15 protein-coding genes are annotated in these 16,013 nt (G+C 59.5%); 11 read left to right on the top strand and 4 right to left on the bottom strand.

The features are described 5' to 3' along the window. Positions 1 to 76 precede the first annotated feature (76 nt). The 3 genes from dnaQ (at position 77) to NL64_RS01900 (ending at position 3,998) form a co-directional block, all read left to right on the top strand. Positions 77 to 865 (top strand): DNA polymerase III subunit epsilon, encoded by a 789-nt coding sequence (gene dnaQ, locus NL64_RS01910; protein ID WP_034146472.1) that lies wholly within the window; start codon positions 77 to 79, stop codon positions 863 to 865. A 248-nt stretch (positions 866 to 1,113) separates the two neighbouring features. After that, positions 1,114 to 3,369: an Orn/Lys/Arg decarboxylase N-terminal domain-containing protein gene (locus tag NL64_RS01905; RefSeq protein WP_034146471.1), complete on the top strand. Its 2,256-nt coding sequence runs from the start codon at positions 1,114 to 1,116 to the stop codon at positions 3,367 to 3,369. A gap of 14 nt (positions 3,370 to 3,383) precedes the next feature. Continuing rightward, on the top strand, positions 3,384 to 3,998 hold the full coding sequence (locus NL64_RS01900; RefSeq protein ID WP_034146470.1) for a GNAT family N-acetyltransferase: 615 nt from the start codon (positions 3,384 to 3,386) through the stop codon (positions 3,996 to 3,998). Here the strand turns inward: NL64_RS01900 and NL64_RS01895 are convergent. Both NL64_RS01895 and NL64_RS01890 read right to left on the bottom strand, forming a co-directional pair. Further along, positions 3,964 to 4,857 (bottom strand): LysR substrate-binding domain-containing protein, encoded by an 894-nt coding sequence (locus NL64_RS01895; RefSeq protein ID WP_034146469.1) that lies wholly within the window; start codon positions 4,855 to 4,857, stop codon positions 3,964 to 3,966. The two genes, NL64_RS01900 and NL64_RS01895, sit on opposite strands and share 35 nt — an antisense overlap. A gap of 89 nt (positions 4,858 to 4,946) precedes the next feature. Further along, complete coding sequence (locus NL64_RS01890; RefSeq protein ID WP_034146468.1) at positions 4,947 to 5,174, bottom strand: hypothetical protein; 228 nt, start codon at positions 5,172 to 5,174, stop codon at positions 4,947 to 4,949. A gap of 182 nt (positions 5,175 to 5,356) precedes the next feature. On the opposite strand from NL64_RS01890, the gene NL64_RS01885 reads away from it, so the two are divergent. Continuing rightward, positions 5,357 to 5,917, top strand: a complete 561-nt coding sequence (locus tag NL64_RS01885; RefSeq protein WP_034146467.1) for an NADPH-dependent FMN reductase — start codon at positions 5,357 to 5,359, stop codon at positions 5,915 to 5,917. Positions 5,918 to 5,926: 9 nt separating this feature from the next. On the opposite strand, the gene NL64_RS01880 is transcribed toward NL64_RS01885, so the two are convergent. Then, positions 5,927 to 6,586: a TetR/AcrR family transcriptional regulator gene (locus tag NL64_RS01880; protein ID WP_034146466.1), complete on the bottom strand. Its 660-nt coding sequence runs from the start codon at positions 6,584 to 6,586 to the stop codon at positions 5,927 to 5,929. A gap of 55 nt (positions 6,587 to 6,641) precedes the next feature. On the opposite strand from NL64_RS01880, the gene NL64_RS01875 reads away from it, so the two are divergent. After that, complete coding sequence (locus NL64_RS01875) at positions 6,642 to 7,745, top strand: DUF2855 family protein (protein ID WP_034146465.1); 1,104 nt, start codon at positions 6,642 to 6,644, stop codon at positions 7,743 to 7,745. Positions 7,746 to 7,848: 103 nt separating this feature from the next. Here the strand turns inward: NL64_RS01875 and NL64_RS01870 are convergent, their stop codons facing one another. Next, the gene (locus tag NL64_RS01870) at positions 7,849 to 8,802 is read right to left on the bottom strand and encodes a DUF1853 family protein (protein ID WP_034146464.1); all 954 of its coding nucleotides are present in this window, start codon (positions 8,800 to 8,802) and stop codon (positions 7,849 to 7,851) included. A gap of 111 nt (positions 8,803 to 8,913) precedes the next feature. On the opposite strand from NL64_RS01870, the gene NL64_RS01865 reads away from it, so the two are divergent. Genes NL64_RS01865 through pepN form a run of 6 tightly spaced genes read left to right on the top strand, consistent with a single transcriptional unit; the run spans position 8,914 to position 15,430 of the window. Then, entirely contained in the window at positions 8,914 to 9,804 is an 891-nt protein-coding gene (locus NL64_RS01865; RefSeq protein WP_034146463.1) for an NAD(+) kinase, read from the top strand. Next, positions 9,804 to 10,775, top strand: coding sequence for a metallophosphoesterase (locus NL64_RS01860; protein ID WP_034146462.1), 972 nt, complete (start codon positions 9,804 to 9,806; stop codon positions 10,773 to 10,775). The genes NL64_RS01865 and NL64_RS01860 overlap by 1 nt, the downstream gene beginning before the upstream one ends. Continuing rightward, positions 10,772 to 11,641, top strand: a complete 870-nt coding sequence (locus tag NL64_RS01855; protein WP_034146461.1) for a rhomboid family intramembrane serine protease — start codon at positions 10,772 to 10,774, stop codon at positions 11,639 to 11,641. Before NL64_RS01860 ends, NL64_RS01855 begins: the two co-directional genes overlap by 4 nt. Before the next feature lie 33 nt (positions 11,642 to 11,674). Next, complete coding sequence (locus NL64_RS01850; RefSeq protein ID WP_020799300.1) at positions 11,675 to 11,935, top strand: YeaC family protein; 261 nt, start codon at positions 11,675 to 11,677, stop codon at positions 11,933 to 11,935. Further along, positions 11,932 to 12,762: a DUF2797 domain-containing protein gene (locus NL64_RS01845; RefSeq protein WP_034146460.1), complete on the top strand. Its 831-nt coding sequence runs from the start codon at positions 11,932 to 11,934 to the stop codon at positions 12,760 to 12,762. The genes NL64_RS01850 and NL64_RS01845 overlap by 4 nt, the downstream gene beginning before the upstream one ends. 10 nt (positions 12,763 to 12,772) lie before the next feature. Then, positions 12,773 to 15,430 (top strand): aminopeptidase N, encoded by a 2,658-nt coding sequence (gene pepN / locus NL64_RS01840; protein WP_034146459.1) that lies wholly within the window; start codon positions 12,773 to 12,775, stop codon positions 15,428 to 15,430. Positions 15,431 to 16,013: the final 583 nt, after the last annotated feature.

Here is a 16,013-nt window from a genome sequence, read left to right as displayed (position 1 = left end):
CATCTGATCCTCAGCTCTTGCGGTATTTCTCTGACGATATGTTAAGATTCGACGCGTATTTAGAGGCGGCGAATCGATGACGGTTTACAAAAATGTAGCTAACAGGATGGTAGTACTCGATACCGAAACTACCGGCATGCCGGTAACCGACGGCCACCGGATTATCGAAATCGGTTGTGTCGAGTTGATCGGTCGGCGCCTGACCGGCCGGCATTTCCACGTTTACCTGCAACCGGACCGCGAAAGTGATGAAGGCGCCATCGGCGTCCACGGCATCACTAACGAATTCCTGGTGGGCAAGCCGCGTTTCGCTGAAGTGGCCGAAGAATTCTTCGAGTTCATCAAGGGCGCGCAGCTGATCATCCATAACGCGGCGTTCGACGTTGGCTTCATCAACAACGAATTCGCCCTGATGGGTCAGCAGGATCGCGCTGACATCACGCAGCATTGCTCGATCCTCGACACCCTGATGATGGCCCGGGAACGTCACCCGGGGCAGCGCAACAGCCTCGATGCCTTGTGCAAACGCTATGGCGTCGACAACTCCGGTCGTGAACTGCACGGCGCCTTGCTCGACTCCGAGATCCTTGCCGACGTCTACCTGACCATGACCGGCGGGCAGACCAGTCTGTCGTTGGCCGGGAATGCGTCCGATGGTAATGGCTCCGGTGAAGGTGCGGATAACTCGGCCACAGAAATCCGACGCCTGCCAGCCGACCGTCAGCCAACGCGCATCATCCGCGCCAGCGAAGACGATCTGGCCCGACACGCGGCGCGTATGGAAGTCATTGCCAAATCCGCCGGTGCTCCGGCGCTGTGGGTGCAACTGGCTGAAGCCAAAGCTCAGGCTGAAGCTCAGGCTTAGAAGCACACGCTTTTGTGGCGAGGGAGCTTGCTCCCGCTGGGTCGCGAAGCGGCCCCCGCATTTTTTCCAGTGACAGAAAATTCGCAGGTTTTACGACTGCTGCGCCGCCGAGCGGGAGCAAGCTCCCTCGCCACAAAAGGGTGCGTTCATCGTCCGGGATGGGGCATCCCGCTCGCCACATCCGCTCCAACCCTCTACCCTGAGGTGATTGGCAGGCTCTGGTCTGCCGCCTCAGGATACTGAGCCTCATGTACAAAGATTTGAAATTCCCGGTCCTGATCGTCCACCGCGACATCAAGGCCGACACCGTCGCCGGTGATCGTGTTCGGGGGATTGCCCGGGAGCTGGAGCAAGAAGGTTTCAGCATTGTCTCTGCCGTGGATTACACCGAAGGGCGCCTGGTGGCTTCGACCCATCACGGCCTTTCGTGCATGTTGATCGCAGCGGAAGACGCCAGCGCCCATTCTCATTTGTTACAGAATATGGCCGAGCTGATTGGCCTGGCGCGCGTGCGAGCCCCTGATCTGCCGATCTTCGCCCTGGGCGAACAGGTGACCCTGGAAAACGCCCCCGCCGACGCGATGGCTGAGCTTAATCAACTGCGCGGCATCCTTTATCTGTTCGAAGACACCGTGCCATTTCTCGCCCGCCAGGTTGCCCGCGCCGCGCGCAAGTATCTGGATGGCCTGCTGCCGCCGTTCTTCAAGGCGTTGGTGCAACACACCGCCGACTCCAATTATTCCTGGCACACCCCCGGTCACGGCGGTGGCGTTGCGTATCATAAAAGTCCGGTGGGGCAGGCGTTCCACCAGTTCTTCGGGGAAAACACCCTGCGGTCGGATTTGTCGGTGTCGGTGCCAGAGCTCGGTTCCTTGCTGGATCACACCGGCCCGCTGGCAGAAGCAGAGGCCCGCGCGGCAAGGAATTTCGGCGCTGATCACACCTTCTTCGTGATCAACGGTACGTCGACCGCCAACAAGATCGTCTGGCACTCCATGGTCGCTCGCGATGACCTGGTGCTGGTGGATCGCAACTGTCACAAGTCGGTGCTGCATTCGATCATCATGACCGGTGCCATTCCGTTGTACCTGTGTCCGGAACGTAATGAACTGGGGATTATCGGCCCGATCCCGCTGAGTGAATTCAGTGTGGAGTCGATTCAGGCCAAGATCGACGCCAGCCCGTTGACCCGAGGCCGGGCGCCCAAGGTCAAACTTGCAGTCGTCACCAATTCGACCTACGACGGGCTCTGCTACAACGCTGAGCTGATCAAGCAGCAACTGGGCAACAGTGTCGAGGTGTTGCACTTCGACGAGGCCTGGTACGCCTATGCGGCGTTCCATGAGTTTTTTGCCGGGCGTTACGGTATGGGCACGTCCCGCAGCGACGACGGCCCGCTGGTGTTCACCACCCATTCCACCCACAAACTGCTGGCGGCGTTCAGCCAGGCGTCAATGATCCATGTGCAGGACGGCGGCGCGCGGCAGCTTGACCGTGATCGCTTCAACGAAGCCTTCATGATGCACATCTCGACGTCGCCGCAGTACGGCATCATCGCCTCGCTGGATGTCGCCTCGGCCATGATGGAAGGCGGGGCCGGGCGTTCGCTCTTGCAGGAAATGTTCGATGAGGCCCTGAGTTTTCGCCGGGCGCTGGCCAATCTGCGCCAGCACATCGCCGCTGACGACTGGTGGTTTTCCATCTGGCAGCCACCTTCGGTGGAAGGCATCGACCGGGTTGTCACCCAAGACTGGCTGCTGCAACTGGAGGCCGACTGGCACGGCTTTGGCGGCGTCACTGACGATTACGTGTTGCTCGATCCGATCAAGGTCACCCTGGTGATGCCGGGACTGACCGCGGGCGGCGCACTCAGTGAGCGTGGGATTCCGGCCGCCGTCGTCAGCAAATTCCTCTGGGAGCGCGGGCTGGTGGTGGAAAAAACCGGCCTTTATTCGTTCCTGGTGTTGTTCTCCATGGGCATCACCAAAGGCAAATGGAGCACGCTGCTCACCGAGTTACTCGAATTCAAACGCAGTTATGACGCCAACGTCAGTCTGGCCGCCTGCCTGCCTTGTGTGGCGCAACAGAATGTCGCGCGCTATCAGGGCATGGGCCTGCGCGACTTGTGCGATCAACTGCACGCCTGCTATCGCAGCAATGCCACGGCCAAGCATCTCAAGCGCATGTACACGGTGCTGCCGGAAATCGCCATGAAGCCAGCTGACGCCTATGATCAACTGGTGCGTGGCGAAGTCGAAGCGGTGTCGATCGATGCTCTGGACGGGCGTATCGCTGCCGTCATGCTGGTACCGTACCCGCCCGGGATTCCGTTGATCATGCCCGGCGAACGTTTTACCGAGTCGACCCGCTCGATCATCGACTACCTGGCGTTTGCTCGCACGTTCGATAGCAGCTTCCCCGGTTTCGTCGCTGACGTGCACGGCTTGCAACACGAAGACGAGGGCAATGGACGGCACTACACCGTCGATTGCATCAAGGAATGAGGACCTTTCCCAGTATGCAACCGGTTATAAATCCGAATTACCCAGGGCTGTCGGTGCGCGTGGCCGACGAAGGCTTTGCCGCTTATATCTGGGGCAGTGATTTCAGTTTTGAAGTTGCCGCCTACGGCACACCCGAAATAGGTCAGCCGGTGGAGCAGTGGCGGGTCACGCCGATCACCCCTTATCGCAAGTGTTATGGCATCGATCCCGAGGAGTTCAGCAGCTTTCGCGACGCCGCCGACAGTGCGATTTTCATGGCGTATCTGGACGATGAGCCCGTGGGCCATCTGGTGATCAGCACCAATTGGAACGGCTTTGCCCACATCGACGAATTGGCGGTGCATGCCCCGGCACGACGCCATGGCGTGGCCAAGGCGTTGCTGGATGTGGCGCAGTTCTGGAGTCGCAAGAAGAAGCTGCCGGGCATCATGCTCGAAACCCAGAACAACAATCTTGGGGCTTGTCGGTTGTATGAGCGCAGCGGCTATGTGATTGGCGGCATTGATCACCTGCGCTATCGCGGCATCGATCCCAATACGGCCGAAGTGGCGCTGTTCTGGTATCGATTGTTCGATAACCCGCTGGAAAATCCGCTCAGCTCGCCAGCATCGCCGCGGCTTGTTCCGTGATGATCGCCAGCAAGCTCTGAATGGCGGGTGAGGGCTCGTCGTTCTTCAGGGTCAGGGCGTAGAGGGTGACCGGCACCGCTGGCGCCAGCGGGCAAACATCGAGCCCCGCCGACTTGGCGCCGAGGGCGGTGAAGGGATCGACAATGGCCAGGCCTTCACCGGCCTCGACCATGCTGCGCATCATCTGGTGTGTCTGAACCCGGGTCTGGATGACCGGCGCCGGCCGCAGCGCCTGCAGTTTGTTTTCAAGTGCCGGACTGAGCGGGTCATGACCTTCAAGGCCGACCATCGCTTGACCCGCCAGGTCCTGTAGCGAGATGTATTTCTGCTTCGGTTGCAGCCAGCCGTGTGGGGCGAGCAGTTGCAGCTTGCCTTGAGCAATCGCCTGACAATGGATATCGCTGTGCTCGGGATCGTGCAGGCTCAGGCCCAGATCGCTTTCACGCAGCAACAAGCTGCGAACGATATCGCGAGTGGGTTGGCTCTGCAGCGTACAAGGCGCGTCGGGCAGTCGTCGGCGCAGCGCAGCGATGCTTTGCGGCAACAATTGTTGGGCCAGGGGCGGGGTGCAGATGATGCGTAACGGCGGGGCGAGGTATTGCTTGAGACTGCTGGCCAGACGTTGCAGCGGTTCGAGCGCATCGTAGACGCGGGTCATTTCGACCTGCAACGCCCGGGCTTCACGCGTAGCCTGCAAGCGTCCGCGAACGCTGGAGAACAGCATGAAACCCAACTGATCCTCGGCGTCGCGCAAAATGCGCTCGACTTCGGCCACCGGCAACTGCAGCCATTCGGCGGCGGTGCCCAGGTGACCGGTCTGCAGGAGCGCCTGGATCACTTCGATATGTCGTAAGCGCATGCGTGAAGTCCATGTTCAGCGAGTGAAAGGAGTCAGTGGCTGAATCCTAACCCAAGTCTGCGCATATGACTTCTGCTCATAACGTCGAGTTATGAAGTGACGTTCGTAACCGGTTCACGGATGATGGTCACGCCCGATTGCACCAGCAGAAATTGATCTTCATCAACCTTGTTTACACGATCGCCAATGGCCAGCTTGTACGTGGTGACGGGGGCGAATCCGTCTGCCGGCGGGGTGGATTCCTGGAACTCATGTACGGAATAAATGCGGCCTTCCGCGTCTCTTGCATGGAACTGACCGACGAGTACTGCTGCCATCTGCTTAGAACCTCTGGAGATAAATCACTCAATGTGCGGTTGGATAGACCGCCACCGAGTACGGTAAGTTTTCCTACATAAAAAAAATAATCAGGACGCAGATATACCTACGTTCACTGGTTGAACCGTCGCCTGATCATCTATAACTACAGGCTCCCCCCACGGACAATCGAGAGTCTTCCATGAGCAATGTCTACAACGTCGCCGTAGTGGTCGGCAGCCTGCGCAAAGCATCAATCAACCGTAAGGTAGCCCTGGCGCTGGCGGACCTGGCACCGGCCAACCTCAAGCTGAGCATTGTCGAAATCGGTGATCTGCCGCTCTACAACGAAGACATCGATGGTGCTGCACCGCCGGCAGCCTACAGTACTTTCCGACAACAGGTGAGCTCATCCGACGCAGTGCTGTTTGTCACCCCTGAATACAACCGCTCGGTGCCAGCCCCGTTGAAAAACGCCATCGATGTGGGTTCGCGTCCCTATGGCCAGAGTGCCTGGAGTGGCAAGCCGGGTGCGGTGATCAGTGTTTCGCCGGGAGCGGTCGGTGGATTCGGCGCGAATCACAACTTGCGCCAGTCCATGGTGTTTCTTGATGTACCGATGATGCAGCAACCGGAAGCCTACCTCGGTGGTGCCGGTTCGGCGTTCGACGAGGCGGGTAACCTGTCCGAATCCGTCAGACCGTTCTTGCAGAAATTCATCGATGCCTACGGGAAGTGGGTCGAGCAGCACAAAAAGCTTTGATGCTGCGGCTTACGAAGCGCTGACCAGTCGGCTAAAGATCATCGTTTCCATTTCCGACAACCATGCGGCGGTTTGCCCCGCCGCGGGTTGCGTGGTGACGCAATAACGCCGGCCGCCCCAAGCCATGATGACCCACGCGTCGACGGTGGCTTGCGAGGGCGGCACCGGCAAGTCACTGCACGCCGCAAAGGCTTCGTGCCATTTCTGCGACAGTTCATCGAACACCCTTCGATGATGTTTGGGTTCGGCGAACTGGTGTTCGATGAGCAGCACGGCATGGTTGAACAGTGGCTGGTGGTCGTCGTCGGGATCGCAGGTCAGACGTATCAGGCGTTTGATCCGGGTGCGCCAGTCCAGCTCGTTGGCTTGCACAATCAACTCATCCATCTGCCGTAACAAAGCATCCAGTCGATGCCGGATATAACCGGACAGCAGCGCCTCCTTGCTCGGGAAATAGTCGTACAGCGTGCCAATCGCAACCCCAGCTTCGAGTGCCACTTCCCGGGTGGTCAAACCGGTCCAGCCATCCCTTTGCCAAATCCGAACAAACGCCTGGTAAATCGCTTCGACAGTGAAAATCGCCCTAGCCTGAGTCGGCCGTTTCAGCGGTTTTGCACGGGGATTGAGGGTGGGCGCGCTGCCCTTGGTGTTTCCGAACCCGTTCTTCATCGGCTGGCTTTACTCTGGTGCTACCCGCCACATTTGCGCAGCAGGAGACTGAAGGATGCAAAGTTCAAGCACGGTAACACGGCTGATAACCTGTAAAAACGCCCTCGATCAGAGCCGGATCGAACAGGAGCAACGAAGCCTGGTTCCGGCGGCCGGCGAGGTGATTTTGAAGATTGATCGTTGTGCACTGACGACCAACAACATTACCTACGCCGCCTATGGCAATTCGATGAACTACTGGGGATTCTTTCCCACAGGGTTGGCGGAATGGGGCCACGTTCCGGCCTGGGGATTCGCTGATGTCGTGGCGTCAGACGTGTCCGGGATCAAGGTTGGGGAGCGCTTCTACGGGTATTTCCCGATCGCGAGCCATTTGTGGATGCGTCCGGAACGGGTGACGGAACGGGGTTTCTACGACGGCGCCGAGCATCGACTCGGGTTGACCTCGGCCTACAACCAATACACCCGCTGCAGTTGGGATTCGTACTACAGCCCGGCAACCGAAAACCTGCAGATTCTGCTCAAACCGCTGTTTTTGACTTCTTCAATGCTCGCGGATTTTTTGCAGGACAAGCAGTTCTTCGGTGCCACTCGACTGGTGTTCTCCAGCGCCTCGAGCAAAACCGCCTATGGCACCGCGGTTTGCCTGGGTAATCATCCGGGTCTGGAACGGGTCGCGCTGACCTCCGCCGGCAATAAAGCTTTTGTCGAAACGCTTGGTTGTTATGAGCGAACGGTGTCTTACGCGCAATTGGCAAGCCTGCCCAATGACCGTCCGACGCTGTACGTGGACTTTTCCGGCGACCTCGATTTACGCGATCGGGTGCACCAGCATTTTGCCGGGCAGTTGCTCTACAGCTGCTTCGCCGGTTCCGCGCAAAGTACCGATGAGGCTCGGTTGACGGCCATAGAGGGACCGCAACCGGTGTTCTTTTTTGCGCCGATCCAGATCCGCAAGCGCAATGCCGATTGGGGGCCGGAAGGGGTCAGTGAGCATATTGGTGCGGGCTTGTTGGCGTTTTTCAAGAAAGTGACGGGCAGTGAACCGCCGTTAATGAAGGTTATAGAAAGTCAGGGTTACGAAGCGGCGCAGGTGGTTATTTCCCGTTTGTTTCATGGGCAGATTGCGCCGGTGGAAGGGCATGTGATTCGGTTGTAAATGTAAGATCAAGATCAAAAGATCGTCCGAACGCGGCCCGAGCCTTCGGCAGCTCCTACAGGTGTACGCATTCCATGTAGGAGCTGCCGGAGGCTGCGATCTTTCAAGAGCCTTGCCCAGGCACATTCGGCCAAAGATCCGCCACCAGAAACAATCGTTCCGCTTCCTCCCAATCGCCCAGAGCATTTTCCGTCAGTCGCACCAGCAATTGCGCCGGTGCCAGCGGCTCCAGTTCATTCAGCCAGGCATCCAACTGTTCAGCGCTCCAGGTTTGATCCGCAGGATAGTGCGCCGGCGCCAGCCAGGCATGACGGGGCAGGGGTTGCCAACGGCCGGGAGGACTTTGCGCGGAAAACTCGGGCCAATCCTTTTGATGCAGCCAGCGACCGCGCAAGTGCTGCGGGTGCGCGCCATTGGGCGAGGCCGCCTGCCCCGGCCATGGATAGAGTAAATAGCCACCCAGCCACAAATGGGCGTTGAACTGCTGGATATCCAGCGCCGCCAGCACTTCGCGGCTCTCCGGGCGCGCGGAAATCGGCAGTTGATGCTGGCTCAGGTGCGCCAGTTTTCGGTCCAGCCGGTCGTGGCAACCCGGGCCGAGCCACTGGGCAGTGTCGTGTCCGTCACCGTTCTGCGGGCCGAGGTAAAGCTTGATCGCCAGCTCCAGGTGATGCACGCCGTCGCGATCGCGCAGTAGCATATCGAGTTCGCCTAGCGTGTGGCCTTCTCGGCGGATCGGCATGTTGGCGGCAATCAACTCGATGCCGGGCGCGTGTTGCACGGCGAATTGCCATAGCCGTTCGTAATACAAACCCAGTCGCCGGGTACGCGCCTGGGCCAGCCAGTGCAGCAATCCATAGCTGTCGCGATCGAGCTTTCGCAGCCAGTGTTCCAGGCGTTCCGGGGCCTGCACCCAGTCGCTGCCGGCCAGCGGATGACGTTGCGGCCACGGCGTGGCGCCGAGCATCGGCGGCGCCAGGATGACCCACGCCAGGTCGCGCACTTCGGGGTGGCGCAACTGGTGGGGTAACTGCAGCAAATCTGGAAATAGGATCATCTTGCGAGCATAGCCCGAATCGCGAGCACACCTTGAGGCTGAAAGGATTTTGTCTATCTCGCGCTTTCGCCCATAATCGAGCTTTTCGCCGTCGCAGAGCTTAGGGGCCCCATGGAGCAATTTCGTAATATCGGCATCATCGGTCGCCTGGGCAGCTCTCAGGTGCTGGATACCGTCCGCCGACTGAAGCGCTTTCTGCTCGATCGTCACCTGCACGTGATCCTCGAAGACACCATCGCCGAAGTGCTCCCGGGCCATGGTTTGCAAACCTCGTCGCGCAAGATGCTCGGCGAAGTCTGTGACATGGTCATTGTCGTGGGCGGTGATGGCAGTTTGCTTGGCGCGGCCCGTGCGCTGGCCAAGCACAATATTCCAGTGCTCGGTATCAACCGGGGCAGCCTCGGGTTTCTCACCGACATCCGCCCTGATGAGCTGGAAGTCAAAGTCGCCGAAGTGCTCGACGGCCACTATCTGGTGGAAAACCGTTTTCTCTTGCAGGCCGAAGTTCGCCGCCACGCCGAGGCCATTGGTCAGGGCGATGCGCTGAACGACGTGGTGTTGCACCCGGGCAAATCGACCCGCATGATCGAGTTCGAGCTGTATATCGACGGCCAGTTCGTCTGCAGCCAGAAGGCCGACGGCCTGATCGTCGCCACGCCAACCGGTTCGACCGCCTATGCGCTGTCAGCGGGCGGCCCGATCATGCATCCCAAGCTCGACGCTATTGTGATTGTGCCGATGTACCCCCATACCTTGTCGGGTAGGCCGATTGTGGTCGATGGCAACAGTGAGCTGAAAATCGTCGTGTCCAAGGATATGCAGATCTACCCGCAAGTCTCGTGTGACGGGCAGAACCACTTCACCTGCGCGCCCGGTGACACCATCACCGTCAGTAAAAAAGCCCAGAAGCTGCGGCTGATTCACCCGCTCGACCACAACTACTATGAAGTTTGCCGAACCAAACTCGGCTGGGGCAGCAAGTTGGGTGGTGGAGGCGACTGATGCTCGATCCCGCGCGTAGCTACGACCTGATCGGTGACGTGCACGGTTGCGCTCTGACCCTTGAGCATTTGCTCGACCGGCTCGGTTATCAAAAACACGGTGGTGTCTGGCGCCATGCCTCGCGCATGGCGGTATTCGTCGGTGACATCATCGACCGCGGCCCGCGGATTCGCGAAGCGCTGCACATTGTTCACGACATGGTCGAGGCCGGTCAGGCGTTGTGCATCATGGGCAACCATGAATTCAACGCGTTGGGCTGGGCCACACCGGCACTGCCCGGCAGTGGCAAACAATTCGTGCGTGAACACACCCCGCGCCATGCTCGTTTGTTGCATGAAACCCTGACTCAGTTCGAAAACCACCCGGGTGACTGGCACGACTTCCAACAGTGGTTCTATGAGCTACCGTTATTCGTCGATGCCGGGCGTTTCCGCGTGGTGCACGCCTGCTGGGATGCCGGCCTGATCGAGCCGCTGCGGGCGCTGTTCCCCAATGGGTGCGTCGACGAACATTTCCTTCAGTCGTCGGCCATCCCGGGCAGTTTTGCCTGCACCGTGTTCGACCGGTTGCTGCGCGGCACCGACATGCGCTTGCCCCATGGCCTGACCATGACCAGCGGCGACGGCCTGACGCGTTCGTTCTTCCGCACCAAATTCTGGGAAGACGACCCGCAAACTTACGGAGACATCGTGTTCCAGCCAGACGCCTTGCCGGACCCCGTGGCCCGTACGCCACTGACGTCTTCCGAGAAAAACACTTTGCTGCGCTATGGCGTCGATGAGCCGTTACTGTTCGTCGGCCATTACTGGCGCAGCGGCAAACCGGCGCCAATCCGGCCGAACCTGGCCTGCCTGGATTACAGCGCCGTGCTTTACGGCAAGCTGGTCGCCTACCGCCTGGATCAGGAAAGCCGTCTTGATCCACATAAATTCGTCTGGGTCGATGTCGAGCGACCGGAGGTACTGCAATGAGTGCCATCGCCGTATTGCGTCTGCCGCTGGCGGTGGATTTGAGCGGATTCGTCAAACTGCTGCAGCGTATGCAGGTACCGCATCGGGTCAGCGAAGAGGCAGGCGAGCAAGTGTTGTGGGTGCCGGCAAACATCAGCGAAGACGTGCGCGTGTTGTACGAGCGCTTTCCGGCGGGCGATCCCGATGAAAAACTGAACATTCCCGTGACGCATCCGACACGCCGGCCAAGTTTCGCCTCGCAGGTTCGGCACGGCAAGGCGACCACACTGGTATTGCTGCTGACCATTATCGTCGGCGCAGTGACGCTGTTGGGCGACAACCTCGACACGATGCGCTGGCTGACCTTCCTTGATTACCGCGTCGTCGGTGAGTACATCCATTTCGTGCCATTGTCCGATAGCCTGGCGGCGGGGCAGTGGTGGCGACTGGTGACGCCGATGCTGATCCACTTCGGTATCTTGCACCTGGCCATGAACGGCATGTGGTACTGGGAGCTGGGACGGCGTATCGAATCGCGCCAGGGCAGTGTCAACCTGATTGGTTTGACCTTGCTGTTCAGCCTCGTTTCCAATTTTGCCCAGTTTGTTTTCAGCGGCCCGACCCTGTTTGGCGGGTTGTCCGGGGTGCTGTACGGCCTGCTCGGGCACTGCTGGATCTTTCAGATTTTATCGCCGAACACCGCTTATCGCCTGCCCCGTGGGGTATTGGCGATGATGCTGATCTGGCTGCTGCTATGCCTGTCCGGGCTGGTCTCGATGATCGGCTTCGGTGAAATTGCCAACGCGGCCCATGTCAGCGGGTTGCTCGTCGGATGCTTGACCGGTTTGTTGGGTGGTTTGTACAACCGCCGTAAACTGGCCGCCTGAATAGTTATGTGAATTAAAGAGCGCGGAGACCCAATGTCCTCTTTTAACGAAATGATCAAAAACATCACCCCCGACATCTACCAGAGCCTGAAACTGGCGGTGGAAATCGGTAAATGGTCCGACGGTGGCAAACTCACCGCCGAGCAACGCGAACTGTCGCTGCAAGCGATGATCGCCTGGGAAATCAAGAATCTTCCCGAGGAAGAGCGTACTGGCTACATGGGCCCGCAGGAATGCAGCTCCAAGTCGATTCAAGTGCCGAATATCCTGTTCAAGTCGGATGCCATCCATTGATCGAGATTGGCCGCGGTGCAATCAGTAAAATGTCGGCGCGCCTGGACGGGCCGCACGTGCAATACGCATTTCGCCTGGGCGACGTCGAGGTTCCGGTCAATCCGTTGATCGGCACCACGGTGCGTCTGGAATACCTGGGGGCGATCCACTGCACTCATTGCGGACGCAAGACCAAAACCAGTTTCAGCCAGGGTTACTGCTACCCGTGCATGACCAAACTGGCCCAGTGCGATGTGTGCATCATGAGCCCGGAACGCTGCCACTTCGACGCCGGCACCTGCCGCGAGCCGGAGTGGGGCCAGACGTTCTGCATGACGGATCACATCGTCTATCTGTCGAATTCGTCCGGGGTAAAAGTCGGGATCACCCGCGCCACCCAGTTGCCGACCCGCTGGATCGATCAGGGCGCCAGTCAGGCGTTGCCGATCATGCGCGTCGCGACCCGTCAGCAATCAGGCTTCGTCGAAGACCTGTTCCGCAGCCAGGTGGCGGACAAGACCAATTGGCGTGCCTTGCTCAAGGGCGACGCAGTGTCGGTGGATCTGCCGCAGATCCGTGACCAGTTGTTCGACAGCTGCGCTGAGGGTCTGCAAGGGTTGCAGGAACGATTCGGCCTACAGGCAATCCAGACCATTGCCGACGTCGAACCGCTCGAAATCCGCTTTCCGGTCGAGCAGTACCCGGCGAAAATCGTCAGCTTCAACCTGGACAAGAATCCGATTGCCGAAGGCACGCTGATGGGGATCAAGGGCCAATACCTGATTTTCGATACCGGCGTGATCAACATTCGTAAATACACGGCTTATCAGCTCGCCGTGCATCAGTAAGGACTCCAGCATGCGCACCGAACAACCGAAGATGATCTACCTCAAGGACTATCAGGCGCCTGAGTACCTGATTGACGAAACGCACCTGACCTTCGAGTTGTTCGAGGACCACAGCCTGGTCCATGCGCAACTGGTGATGCGCCGCAACCCAGAGCGCGGCCCGGGCTTGCCGCCGCTGGTGCTGGATGGCCAACAGCTTGAACTGTTGTCGGTCACTCTGGCCGATCAGGAATTGACTCCAGCGCAGTATCAGCTGTCCGAGAATCACCTGACCCTGCATCCGGCCAGCACCACGTTCACGGTCGATACCAGCGTCAAGATCCACCCGGAAACCAACACCGCGCTCGAAGGCCTGTACAAGTCCGGCACGATGTTCTGCACCCAGTGCGAGGCCGAAGGCTTCCGCAAGATCACCTATTACCTCGACCGCCCGGACGTGATGAGCACGTTCACTACCACGGTGGTCGCCGAGCAGCACAGCTATCCGGTGCTGCTGTCCAACGGCAACCCGATTGCCTCCGGTCCCGGCGAAGACGGCCGACACTGGGCGACCTGGGAAGACCCGTTCAAGAAACCGGCTTACCTGTTCGCGCTGGTGGCCGGCGATCTGTGGTGCGTCGAAGACACCTTCACCACCATGACCGAGCGCACCGTGGCGCTGCGCATTTATGTCGAGCCGGAAAACATCGACAAATGCCAGCACGCCATGAACAGCCTGAAGAAATCCATGCGCTGGGACGAAGAAGTCTACGGTCGCGAGTATGACCTGGACATCTTCATGATCGTTGCCGTGAATGACTTCAACATGGGCGCGATGGAGAACAAGGGTCTCAACATCTTCAACTCCAGCGCCGTGCTGGCCCGCGCCGAAACCGCCACCGACGCCGCGCACCAGCGGGTCGAGGCGATCGTTGCCCACGAATACTTCCATAACTGGTCGGGCAACCGCGTGACCTGCCGCGACTGGTTCCAGTTGTCGCTCAAGGAAGGTTTCACGGTATTCCGTGATTCCGGTTTCTCCGCCGACATGAACTCGGCCACGGTCAAGCGCATTCAGGACGTGGCGTACCTGCGTACCCACCAGTTCGCCGAAGATGCGGGCCCGATGGCTCACGCGGTACGCCCGGACAGTTTCATCGAGATTTCCAACTTCTACACCCTGACCGTGTACGAAAAGGGTTCGGAAGTGGTCGGCATGATCCACACCTTGCTCAGCGCCGAAGGCTTCCGCAAAGGCAGCGACCTGTACTTTGAGCGCCACGACGGCCAGGCCGTGACTTGCGATGATTTCATCAAGGCCATGGAAGACGCCAATGGCGTCGACCTGACCCAGTTCAAACGCTGGTACAGCCAGGCCGGCACGCCGCGTTTGGCGGTGAGCGAGTCCTACGATGCAGCGGTAAAAACCTATAGCCTGACCTTCCGCCAAAGCTGCCCGGAAACCCCGGACAAAGTTGAAAAACTGCCGTTCGTGATTCCGGTCGAACTCGGCCTGCTGGACAGCAAGGGCGGTGAAATCGCCCTGCGTCTTGCCGGCGAGGCATCGGCTCAAGGCACTTCCCGAGTGATCTCGGTGACCGAAGCCGAGCAGACGTTCACTTTCGTCGACATCGCCGAACAGCCGCTGCCTTCGTTGCTGCGTGGTTTCTCGGCGCCGGTAAAACTGAGCTTCCCGTACAACCGCGATCAACTGATGTTCCTGATGCAGCACGACAGCGACGGCTTCAATCGTTGGGATGCTGGCCAGCAATTGTCGGTGCAGGTGCTGCAAGAACTGATCGCCCAGCAGCAAAAGGGCGAAGCGCTGGTGCTGGATCAGCGTCTGGTTTCGGCCCTGCGTTCTGTGCTGTCCGATGAGTCGCTGGACCAGGCGATGGTCGCCGAAATGCTCTCGCTGCCAAGCGAAGCGTACCTGACCGAAATCAGCGAAGTGGCCGACGTCGACGCCATTCACAGCGCCCGCGAGTTTGCGCGCAAGCAACTGGCCGATGCGCTGTTCGAAGGTTTGTGGCTGCGTTATCAGGCCAACCGCGACCTGTCGAAGCAAACGCCGTACGTGGCCGAAGCCGAGCACTTCGCCCGTCGCGCATTGCAGAACATTGCGCTGTCGTACCTGATGCTCAGCGGCAAGCCGGAAGTATTGGCGGCAACGCTGGAGCAGTTCGATACTTGCGACAACATGACCGAACGCCTGACTGCGCTCGCCGTGTTGGTGAACTCGCCCTTCGAAGAGCAGAAAGCCAAGGCACTGGCCAGTTTCGCCGAGCACTTCAAGGACAACCCGCTGGTCATGGACCAGTGGTTCAGCGTCCAGGCCGGCAGCGTGCTGCCGGGTGGTCTGGAGCGGGTCAAGGCGTTGATGCAGCACCCCGCGTTCAACATCAAGAACCCGAACAAGGTGCGGGCACTGGTCGGCGCGTTCGCCGGGCAGAACCTGATCAACTTCCATGCGGCGGATGGTTCCGGGTATCGCTTCCTGGCGGATCTGGTGATCGAGCTGAACGGCTTCAATCCGCAGATCGCTTCTCGCCAATTGGCTCCGCTGACTCGGTGGCGCAAGTATGACGACGCTCGTCAGGCGTTGATGAAGGGTGAGTTGGAGCGAATTCGCGGTTCGGGGCAACTGTCGAGTGATGTGTTTGAGGTGGTAAGCAAAAGCCTGGCTTGAGGTTGGTCTTGCCCGCCGCCATCGGCCATCCCTGCCCGGTGCCCACTGCGCAGAACCTGCGCTCGGCCTTCCGACGGGGGAGATCAAGATCAAAAGATCGCAGCCTTCGGCAGCTCCTACAGGGGAATGTGTATCTGTAGGAGTCCGGCTTGCTGGCGATGGCGGTGGGTCAGTCGACACATTGATTGCTGAACGGACGCCATCGCCAGCAAGTCGGCTCCTACAGGAGAACGCGTACACCACCGAACACGAGGTCGAGCGTTAGCTCGCCTCGCGGTGCTGTTGCGGTACACGCCCCCTCGAGAGGCCGAGTGGAGGTTCTGCGCAGTGGGCAACCCGGCATGGATGCCGGGTTAGCCGCCCCCGGCCATGGATGGCCGATGGCGGCGGGCCCACGGAGCAGGACCGGAACGAGGGTATGCCGAGCCTAGGCGAGGCACCGAACGCCAGGGGCAAGAGCCCTTGGTTACTTGGGACTTTCCCAAGTGACTCGCTGTAAAAGCGAAACCATAGGTGGCCGTTACCGAAGCAATGGATATGTACACCAAACCCAAAACCCCAAACCCAAACCCGCAATCACCCC

It is taken from the genome of Pseudomonas fluorescens, from assembly GCF_000802965.1.
Classification (GTDB): Bacteria; Pseudomonadota; Gammaproteobacteria; order Pseudomonadales; family Pseudomonadaceae; genus Aquipseudomonas; species Aquipseudomonas fluorescens_A.
The sequence above is the reverse complement of the archived record's forward strand: the minus strand, read 5'-3'. Positions and strand labels throughout refer to the sequence as shown.